This is a genomic window from Actinosynnema sp. NPDC059335, from assembly GCF_042752395.1.
Taxonomy (GTDB): Bacteria; Actinomycetota; Actinomycetes; order Mycobacteriales; family Pseudonocardiaceae; genus Actinosynnema.
Genome location: NZ_JBHYXZ010000239.1, coordinates 1 through 9,527, shown reverse-complemented (window position 1 = coordinate 9,527; position 9,527 = coordinate 1). Strand labels below are relative to the sequence as shown.

Annotated in this window: 6 protein-coding genes and 2 pseudogenes; 3 read left to right on the top strand and 5 right to left on the bottom strand. The window is 75.4% G+C overall.

The window, feature by feature from the left end; all coding sequences use genetic code 11:
- Positions 1 to 50: 50 nt before the first annotated feature.
- Together ACFXGA_RS38245 and ACFXGA_RS38240 are read right to left on the bottom strand one after the other, a co-directional pair.
- Positions 51 to 1,061 carry a GDSL-type esterase/lipase family protein gene (locus ACFXGA_RS38245; RefSeq protein WP_378097445.1) on the bottom strand — a complete coding sequence of 337 codons (1,011 nt, stop codon included), beginning with the start codon at positions 1,059 to 1,061 and terminating at the stop codon, positions 51 to 53.
- A 536-nt stretch (positions 1,062 to 1,597) separates the two neighbouring features.
- Positions 1,598 to 2,098: a flavin reductase family protein gene (locus tag ACFXGA_RS38240; protein WP_378097443.1), complete on the bottom strand. Its 501-nt coding sequence runs from the start codon at positions 2,096 to 2,098 to the stop codon at positions 1,598 to 1,600.
- An 826-nt stretch (positions 2,099 to 2,924) separates the two neighbouring features.
- Between ACFXGA_RS38240 and ACFXGA_RS38235 the strand changes: the two genes are divergently transcribed.
- Both ACFXGA_RS38235 and ACFXGA_RS38230 read left to right on the top strand, forming a co-directional pair.
- A complete protein-coding gene (locus ACFXGA_RS38235; protein WP_378097440.1) occupies positions 2,925 to 3,635 on the top strand; it encodes a hypothetical protein in 711 nt (236 codons plus the stop codon).
- Between the two features lie 108 nt (positions 3,636 to 3,743).
- Positions 3,744 to 6,659: a tetratricopeptide repeat protein gene (locus tag ACFXGA_RS38230; RefSeq protein WP_378097437.1), complete on the top strand. Its 2,916-nt coding sequence runs from the start codon at positions 3,744 to 3,746 to the stop codon at positions 6,657 to 6,659.
- Between the two features lie 142 nt (positions 6,660 to 6,801).
- On the opposite strand, the gene ACFXGA_RS38225 is transcribed toward ACFXGA_RS38230, so the two are convergent.
- Complete coding sequence (locus ACFXGA_RS38225; protein ID WP_378097435.1) at positions 6,802 to 7,554, bottom strand: class I SAM-dependent methyltransferase; 753 nt, start codon at positions 7,552 to 7,554, stop codon at positions 6,802 to 6,804.
- A pseudogene (locus ACFXGA_RS38220) lies at positions 7,551 to 7,766 on the bottom strand (transposase); the annotation flags it as partial. The gene ACFXGA_RS38225 and the pseudogene ACFXGA_RS38220, both read right to left, overlap by 4 nt.
- Positions 7,767 to 7,869: 103 nt before the next feature.
- Between ACFXGA_RS38220 and ACFXGA_RS38215 the strand changes: the two are divergent.
- Positions 7,870 to 9,210 (top strand): alpha/beta hydrolase, encoded by a 1,341-nt coding sequence (locus ACFXGA_RS38215; protein WP_378097432.1) that lies wholly within the window; start codon positions 7,870 to 7,872, stop codon positions 9,208 to 9,210.
- 6 nt (positions 9,211 to 9,216) lie between these two features.
- Here the strand turns inward: ACFXGA_RS38215 and ACFXGA_RS38210 are convergent.
- Positions 9,217 to 9,527: pseudogene (locus tag ACFXGA_RS38210) on the bottom strand (hypothetical protein); the annotation flags it as partial.

Genomic DNA, 9,527 nt, shown 5'->3' with positions numbered 1-9,527 from the left:
GAGACCGGGCGGGTGCACCACACCCCGCCCGGCGGGGGGGCGTGGGCGCGTTAGCCCACCACCCCGACCGTCGTGCCCCCCCCGCCGCCCAGCGAGCCGTTGTACGGGGCGTTGCGGACCGCCACCGCCCCGCTCGTGCCGGTGTTCACGCCGCCCCAGAGGTTGCTGACGGTGTGGCCCGACGGCAGGGTCATCCGGACCGTCCAGCCGTTGACCGCGGCGGTGCCGGTGTTCGCGACCTTCACCTCGGCCTGGTAGCCGCCGCCCCAGCTGTTCACCACGCGGTACGTCGCGGAGCAGGCCGCGCCGCCGGGCTGAGTGGTCGTGGTGGTGGTCGTCGTCGTGGTCGTGGTGGTGGTCGTGGTCCCGGGATCGCCGACGCTGCCGGGCACGGACAGCAGCGCGTTGTACCAGGCGGTGGCCATCTTCGAGTAGCCGCCCGCGTTGGGGTGCACGCCGTCGGCGAGGTCGGACGTCGTCAGCGCCCGGTACATGTCCACCAGGTGCACGCGCTTGCCCGCGTTGACCTTGCTCTGCACCATCGCGGGGATCGTCGCGTTGAACGACCGGACGGCCGAGTCGAACGACGACAGCGGCGTGATCGTGGCGACGAACAGGTCCGCGTTCGGCGCGAGGGTGGTGATCCGGTCGACCAGGTTCGACAGCCGTTGCGGCGCGCCGGCCGGGTCGTTGCCGTACATGTCGTTCGTGCCGATGTGCAGCAGGATGGTGCGCGGGGTGTAGGTGTTCAGCCAGGTCGTGACGTTGTTGTGGACCTGGGCGATGGTCCAGCCCGAGTGGCCCTCGTGGTTGCGGTCGCCGAGGCTGCTCGGGCCGTTGGCCATGGACCCGACGAAGTCGACCGTCCGGCCGCCCGCGACGAGCTTCTGCCACAGGTCGATGCGGTAGCCGCCGGGCACGTTGAAGCCGTCGGTGATCGAGTCGCCGAGCGGCATGACCTTCACGCCGCTGTCGGCCTGCGCCGTGCCGACCGCGAACACCGTGGCGGCGACCAGCGCCAGCGCGGCGACCGCGCCGGCGAGCGTGTGCTTTCGTGTCATCTGACCGGACCTTCCGGGAGGTGGGCGTGGTGCGCCGGCCGCCGCCCGCACGAGCCCGGCGGCCGCCAGTGCCTCGCACGACGCCACACCCCTTGAGCCCCGACGGGCGCTCCGCCCGCGCCACCGCAGGCAGGAGCCGCCCTCGCGCCCGACGTCGGTGTCCGGCACTGAAACGTTCAGGAGTGTGTGCCGGAACGTTTCCCTTGGCAAGGCAATCGAGACGCGCCGCGCCCCGGTCACGGTCCGTCGCATGCCGCCGTTCGCCGGTGCGGCTCCCGGCCGCCGGCGGGCTCCGCCCCCGCCCTCACCCCGTCGCTCCCGCCCGCGCTGAACTGCGCGATCGACCCGTTCGACGGCCGGCGTGCCCGCCCCCGCGACGGGGGTCCGCCGGCCGCGGGGGCTGCGCTGTTCGGGCTATCCCGCCGGCCGGCTGGGCGGTCCGGGGACCCGGCGTCTCGTTTCGGCGTTTCAGCACAATGGAGGAGGTGGCGCGGTCCCCGTCCGGGGTTCGGCCCGGTCCGATGTGGACGCGGACGTCACGGTCGCGGCACGTCGTCGCGGATGGTCCGGTAGCGGCCGTCGTGGTAGAGCAGGGGAGCGGTGCCCTCGCGCAGGTCGCCCGCGGTGACCAGGGCGAGCACGAGGTGGTGGTCGCCCGCCGGGATGAGCGTGCGGACCTCGGCCCGCAGCCAGCCCGCCGTGCCGTCGAGGACGGGCTCGCCGCCGTCGAGGCGGCTCCACCGCGTCGGCGCGGCGAACCGGTCGATGCCGCTGGTGGCGAAGCGCCGCGCCACCTCCTCCTGGTGCGCGCCCAGGAAGTTCACGACGATGCTGCGCGCGTCGCGCACGTGCGGCCAGCTCGAAGAACCGGTGGACACGCCGAACGAGATCAGCGGCGGCTCGGCGCACACGGAGGTCAGGGACGTCGCGGTGAACCCGGCCGGGTCGCGCCCGTCGTCGGCGGTGATCACCACCACGCCCGCCGGGTGGCGGCGGAACGCCCGGCGCAGGGTGTCGCCCGACAGCGTGGCCGTCATCGGCCGGCCCCGGCGGTGCGCTCGGTCCGGGGAACCGATCCTTCCAGCATTGCGGCCATGAGTCCTTCCTCCGGGCGTGCGAGATCAGACGTGCGAAGTCGGGGGTTTCCCCAGTGCGACGACCACGGGGTTGTCGCGCCGGTCGTCGGGGGTCGATTTCGTGGATGTGGGCGAACAGGTCGGCACCGAAGGACGGGCGTGGATTTCGCGCGTCATCCCCCTTCCCCGGCGCGAGGCCGCCGGCGGTCCGATGTGGACTGATCAGGCGGCCGACGCGCAGCGCGCGCTCACCTGCCGACGGTGGTCGACGTGGCGGCGCGGGCGGGGCGCGGGAACGTGGGGCACGAGATCGATGCTGGCATTCGCGTCCCGGTCCGGCCAAGGAGGCTCACGATGTGGGAAGGGCTTGTCGCGCGCCCGTGACCGGAGGTGTCCGGGCGGTCGACGGGAAGCCGGGCGGCGTGCCGGCCGGTGGACCACATGCCCGTGACGCGGCGTGCCGGCCGGTGGACGGGAAGCCCGTGACGCGGTGCGCCGGGCGGTGGACGGGAAGCCCATGAGGCGGTGCGCCGGGCGGTGGGCGGCCGGCCCGTGACGCGGTGCGCTGCGCGGTGGGTCGGGACTTGGCCCGGGCCTGTGGCGCGGCGTGCCGGCCGTGCCACGGCCGCCAGGACGAGGGAGGTGGCATACCTTGGTCGGGGACGTCTGATCGACATCGTGCGGCGGTACCTCCCTCGACGGGGGAACGAGTGGGCACGACCCACCGTGGCCGCCGTGTCTGGACGCCCACTGGACGGGTTCTGGACACCACCGGATCGGAGTGCGCATGGCGTCGAACGACCGCATCGAGCCCTCCGGCGAGGTGTGGGAGGCCGACTGGGTGCGGCCGCGGTTGCGCCGGTTCGGGTCCGCGGTGGCCGCGGTCGTGCCGGACGGCTTCCCCGCCTACGCCCGGGTCCTGCACCCCGCGGTCGCGCCGGACGGCCGGTTCGCGCGCTGGGCGGAGGTCGCCGCCCGGACCGGCCGCCGCGTGCACCCGTTGGCGCAGTTCGCCGCCGTCGCCCGCCCGGCCGGCGGCGGGACCGCCTGGCCCGGCCGGGAACCGGAGACCGGCGCCCTGCCCGCGGACGCGTTCCGCGAGCTGTGCGCGGTGCTCGCCCGGCACACCGACGCGGCCGACCGGTGCCGGTTCTGCCTCTGGGAGGGCTACGGCCGGCTCTACCCGGCGACCCCCCGTCGCGGGCCGCGGGTCCGCCTGCCCGGCCGCGACCACCTGCTGTTCACCGGCCCGCTGGCGGCCGCCGCCGGACCCGGGTGGTGGCTGCCCCACGACGGCGGGGCGCACCAGACGCCGAACCTGTTCTGGCCGGCCGACCGCGCCTGGTGCGTCGCCTCGGAGATCGACCTGCACTGCACGTTCGTGGGCGGTTCCGCCGCCCTGGTCGAGGAGGTCCTGGCCGCGCCCGGCCTGGAGGCGTGGCCCGTGCGCCCCGGCGACCCCGTCGCCCACGACAGCGATCACGTCAACACCCCTTGAGCCGCCGGGCGAATCGTCTGGATGGGCGGTGGAACGGCCCCGGACCCCGTGCCAGCATGGGACGGCGGGGCCGTCCCGCCGCGGTGATCGGCGTGATGGGGGTCGTGGGTGCTGGCCGTGCGGGTGCTCGGTCCCCTCGGGGCCTGGCGCGACGGCACGGCGGTGGCGCTCGGCCCGGCCGGTCGCAAGGCCGTGTTCGGCCTGCTCACCCTCGCCGACGGCAAACCGGTCACCCGCGCCGAGCTGGTCGACGCCCTGTGGGGCGAACGGCCGCCGCCCAGCGCCACCAACGTGATCCACACCCACGTCAAGCACCTGCGCCGGCAGCTCGAACCCGGCCGCGGCGCCCGTTCGCCGAGCGCGACCCTGCCCACCGTCGGCGACGGGTACGCGTTGAGCCTGCCCCGCGACGGGGTGGACGTGGTCCGGTTCCGCTCGCTGGTGGCCCGCGCCGACGCCGTGCTGCGCGGCGACGAGCCGCGGCACGCCGCGGACCTGCTCGGCCGGGCCCTGCGGCTGTGGCACGGACCGCCGCTGGCGGACGTGCCGGTGCTCGCCGGCCACCCGGCCGTGGTGACGTTGGCGGGCGAGCACCGCGCCGCGCTCGCCCGGTACGCCGAGGTCATGATCGCGACCGGCGCGGCCCGCGACGTGCTGCCGCTGCTCGTGGAGGACGTCGCCGACCACCAGCTGGACGAGTCGGCGCACGCGTTGCTGGTGCGGGCGTACACCGCGGCCGGGCAGCGCGACCGGGCGTTCGCCACCTACGACGCGGTGCGCCGCCGGCTCACCGAGGAACTCGGCGTGGGGCCGGGACCGGAGCTGACCGCCGCCTACCTCGACGCGCTGGACGAGACGCCCGTCGACCACGCGGCCCCACCTCCGCCCGCGCCGCCCGCCGTGAACCAGCTGCCCGGCGACGTGGTCGCGTTCACCGGTCGCGGGGCGGAACTGGCCGAACTGGACCGGGTGCCGGCGTCCGGGCGGACCGGGGTGCCGATCGTGGTCGTGTGCGGCACGGCGGGCGTGGGCAAGACGGCGCTCGCGCTGCACTGGGCGCACCGCGCCCGGTGGGACTACCCGCACGGGCAGCTCTACGTCGACCTGCGCGGCTACGACCCGCGGTCGCCGCTCACGCCGGCCGACGCGTTGGGCCGGCTGCTCGACGGGCTCGGCGTCACGGGCCCCGACGTCCCGCTCGACGCCGACCGCCGGGCCGCCCGGTACCGCGCCGAGCTCGCCGACCGGCGCGTGCTGGTCGTGCTCGACAACGCCTCGTCGGTCGACCAGGTGCGCCCGCTGCTGCCGGGCACGCCGGGGTGCCTGGTCGTGGTCACCAGCCGCAACAGCCTGGCGGGGCTCGTCGCGCTGCACGGCGCGCACCGGCTCGACCTGGCCCCGCTGCCCGCGACGGACTCCCTGGCGCTGCTGCGCGCGCTGGTCGGCGACCGGGTGGGGCGGGAACCCGCGGCCGCCGCGGCCCTGGTCGAGCAGTGCGGCCGGCTGCCGCTCGTGCTGCGCGTCGCCGCCGAGCTGGCCGCGTCCCGGCCGGGGACCACGCTGGCGGAGCTGACCGACGAGCTGGCCGACCGCCGCCGGCGGCTGCGCGTGCTGGACGTCGGCGACGACGCCCGGGCCGCCGTGCGGACCGTCTTCTCGTGGTCCTACCTGCAGTTGCGGCCGGAGGTCGCGCGGGCGTTCCGGCGGCTGGGCACGCACCCCGGCCCGGACGTCGAGCCGTACGCGCTCGCCGCGCTCACCGGGACGGACCCCGACGACGCCCGCCTGGCCCTGGACGTGCTGGCGCGCAACCACCTGGTGCAGCCCGCGCGCGGCGGCCGGTTCGCCGTGCACGACCTGCTGCGCGCCTACGCCGAGGAGTTGGCGGTCGAGCACGACCCGGCGGCGGAGCGGTCCGCCGCCGTGGAACGCCTGCTGGCGCACCACCTCGCCACCGCGTCGGCGGCGATGGACCTGCTCTACCCGGTCGACCGCCCGTACCGGCCCGTCATCGACCCGCCGCCGACGCAGCCGCCGCCGTTCACCACCGCCGACGACGCGCGTGCCTGGCTCAACGCGGAACGGCCCACGCTCGTCGCCCTGTGCCGCTTCGCCGAGCGCGACGGACGGCCGCGCTACGCCGTGGACCTGTCCCGCACCCTGTTCCGCCACCTGGAGAGCGGGCACTACGCGGACGCGTCGGGCATCCACGAGAGCGCGTTGCGCGCCGCCCGGCGGTCCGGCGACGACGCCCTGATCGCCGCGTCGCTGACCAACCTCGGCGCCCTGCGCCGGCTCCTCGGCGACTACGGCGACGCGGCCGGGCACCTGCACGAGGCGGTCGAGCTGCACCGGCGCACCGGCGACGGGTACGGCATGGCGCGGGCGTTGTCGAACCTCGGGATCGTGGAGGAGCGGCTGGGGGAGTACGAGGCGGCCGCGGCCCGGCAGCGGGAAGCGCTGGCCGTGCACCGGCGGTTGGGTTACGAGTACGGGGAGGCGGCGGTGCTGCTCAACCTCGGCAACGTCTACAACCGCCCCGGTCACCACCGGCTCGCCGCGGAGCACATGGAGAGCGCGCTGGACCTGTTCGCCCGCCTGGACGACACCGTCGGCCAGGCCAGCGCGTTGTCCAACCTCGGCGACGTGTGCGCGTCGCTGCGGCGCTACCCCGACGCGGCCCGCCACCTCGACCGCGCCCGGGAGCTGTTCCAGCGCCTCAACCACCGCTACGGCGTGGCGGTGACCATGTGCAACCTGGGCAACGTGCACCTCCGGCTGGGCGACTGGGCGCAGGCCCACGGGTGCTACGCGTCGGCCCTGGACACGTTCCGGGACATCGGCCACCGCTACGGGGAGGCGAGCGCCCTCAACGGCGTGGCCGAGGCGCTGCGCGCGGCCGGGCGGATCGGGGAGGCCCGCGACGCGCACGCCGGCGCGCTGCGGATCGCCACCGAGACCGGCGACCACGACGAGCAGGACCGCGCCCGGAAGGGCCTGGCCGACACCTCCGCGCAGGCGTGAGACCCGCGCGACAGACGTGGTTGTCGAACACGTGGACCGTCCCGGACGACGCCACCGCCACACAGCGCCGGCCGGCAGGGCGGCGCTCGCGATCGTCGATTGGTGCTCCAGCCGTGATTCGTGATCAGTGGCTGATCGGCCCTCAGACCGGCCCGGGCGCGACATCGTGCAAGACGAAGGTGGCGAACCCGAGCTCACGCCGCAAGCCGCCGAGCCAGGTGTCACGGTGCTCGCGGGCGGCGGTGAGCGCCTGGTCGCGGTCCTCGACGGTCGGGGCCGACCGCACGGCCCAGTCGACGAGCGAGCCGGTCCAGCTGAACTCGTAGTCGTCCCATTCGGTCAGTGTGCTGACATGCCCGAAGGACGGCTCGAGGCCGTGCCGGTGGAAAGCCTGCACCAGGCCGGCGAGGTCGGGGACGGAGTCGGCCGGGAGTCCGAGCGCGGCGAGCGCTGCCGCGGACGGGGTCCCTTCCCAGATCATCTCGCCGATCAGCGCCTGACCGCCGGGGCGCAGGTGCTGCCGGACGGCGACCAGCATGTCCTCCAACCCGCCGAAGGCGTGCCGGGCGCCGACGCAGAGCACCACGTCGAAGATCCCGTCGTTCCAGGTGGCGGCGTCGGCCTCGATCCACCGCACCCGGTCCGTCAGCCCGCGTTCGCCGGCGCGCCGGGCGGCCGAGGCCGGCAGCATGTGGTCGATCCCGACGCCTGTCGTCGCGGGATGGTCCAGCAGCACCTGTTGCAGCCACTCGCCCTCACCGCAGCCGAGGTCGACCGCGCGGGAGCCGACGGCGGGGCTCAACCACCCGACCAACTCGCGCACCCGGTCGGGCGCGACCGGTGCCGCGATGGGATGGCGCAGGTGCGCGATGTCGAAGATCTCCGATCGGTTCACCGAGGCAATGTAATGTCGGTACTCGGGTAATGGAGCGCGATTTCCACCGGCCTTGACCGGATCGTCGCCGGTAGTGGGCCTGTCGGGCGCACCCCGACCTGGGCGTTCTCGATCCGGCCCGCGGTCCCGGTGTACTGCCTTTGCACACCGACGGTGTGCACGCCCTTCTTCACGTCACCGGTCTCGTCCACGACCAGGATCGCGTCGGCGGTGCCCAAGCGAGATATGTGCATTGTGGTGCGCGATCATCAGGGGCTTGCGCCGGGCGCGGCCGCCTCGCAAGACTGCATCCTTCGCGCACGGTTGGGGGAGTCCATGCGGACGTTGCTCGTCACCGCGGTGGCCGCGAGCCTGCTGGTGGTCGCGCCGCCGGCCGAGGCGGCCACGATCGCCTGGCAGCCGTGCCCCGACCAGCCCGCGGCCGAGTGCGGCACGGTCTCCGTGCCGCTGGACTGGGCGGACCCGCGCGGCCCGCGCGTCGACCTGGCGGTGTCGCGGGTCCGCGCCGGCGACCCGGCGCGCCGGATCGGCGTGGTGGTCGTCGACGCGGGCGGTCCCGGCGGCTCCGGCGCGGAGTTCGCCCGCGCGCCGTACCTGAGCGCCGAGGTGCGGGCCCGCTACGACGTCGTCGGCTTCGACCAGTTGGGCACCAACAACAGCTCGGCGATCCGCTGCTCGGCGGACCTGATGGCGCGCAACCCCGGCGACGACCCGGCGGACGAGGCCGCGTTCGCCGCGCTGGCCCGGCACAACGTCGCGGTGCGGGACGACTGCCGCGCCCGCCACCCGGTGTTCGACCACGTCGACACGGCGCGCTCGGCCCGCGACCTGGACGCGGTGCGCCGGGCGCTGGGCGAGCGGCGCATCAGCTTCTACGGCATCTCCTACGGCACGCTGCTCGGACAGCAGTACGCGGAGCGGTTCGGCCCGCGGGTGCGCGCCATGGTGCTGGACGGCGTGATCGACCACAGCGTCGACCTGCGCCGGTTCGTGCTGGACCGGGCGCGGGCCGTGGAGGAGGCGTTCGACGCGTTCACCGCGTGGTGCGCGCAGGACACCGCGTGCGCCCTGCACGGCCGGGACGTCCGCGCGGCCTGGGAGCGGGCCCTCGCCGCCGCGGACGGGATCGGGCTCGGTCGGGACGACCTGATCCACTGGGCGTACTCGGAGCTGCGCGGCGGTGCGTACGAGAGCCTGGCGTCGCTCATCGCCGACGTCGGCGGCGGCGCGCGGGTGCTCGACTTCGAACCGAACTACGACTCGCTGCGCTACGCCGTGGTGTGCCAGGACTTCGCGTTGCGGTTCCGGGACTTCGACGAGTACCGGGCGCTGCGCCGGGCCGAGCTGCGGGCCGCGCCCACGTTGCGCGGCACGGTCATCGGCCACCAGGAAGCCGCGACGTGCATCGGCTACACCGATCGGCCGAGCAACCCGCCGCACCGCCTCGACGCGCCGCCGCTGCTCCTGCTGACCAGCCGCTACGACGTGGCCACGCCGTACGCGTGGGCGCGCAACGTGCAGCGGCAGGCCAAGGGCTCGCGGCTGGTCACGTTCGACGGGCCGGGCCACGGGGTCTACCACGCCAACGACTGCACGCGTGCCGCCGCCGACGCTTACCTGCTCGGCGCCGCGCCGGCGCGCGACACCACCTGCTGACGGGCGTCAGCCCTCGACGTCGTAGGCGCGGTCCAGGATCGACGTGGTCACAGCGACGCACCGGTGCCGCCCCGGCAGGGCCTCCTTCACCGCCTCGTCGTCCAGCGGCTGCCGGTCGTGGACCGGGAACGGGGTGGTGACCGGACGGTCGCGGGGTTCGGCCTCCTCGCCGGGCGGCGGCGGCTGCCCGGCTCCGAGCCGGCGCCGGGACACCCATGAGGTCGCGCGGTGCTCCCAGGCCACCGGCTCCGGCAGGGGGTGACGCGGTGGGGCCCCCGGGGGGGGGGGGGGCTCGACCAGGTCGAACCGCTCCAGCA

Excerpts from the sequence above, each read along its gene's own strand:
- ACFXGA_RS38215 (WP_378097432.1), top strand. The coding sequence starts at position 7,870 with ATGCGGACGTTGCTCGTCACCGCGGTGGCCGCGAGCCTGCTGGTGGTC.
- ACFXGA_RS38245 (WP_378097445.1), bottom strand. The coding sequence starts at position 1,061 with ATGACACGAAAGCACACGCTCGCCGGCGCGGTCGCCGCGCTGGCGCTG.
- ACFXGA_RS38240 (WP_378097443.1), bottom strand. The coding sequence starts at position 2,098 with ATGACGGCCACGCTGTCGGGCGACACCCTGCGCCGGGCGTTCCGCCGC.
- ACFXGA_RS38235 (WP_378097440.1), top strand. The coding sequence starts at position 2,925 with ATGGCGTCGAACGACCGCATCGAGCCCTCCGGCGAGGTGTGGGAGGCC.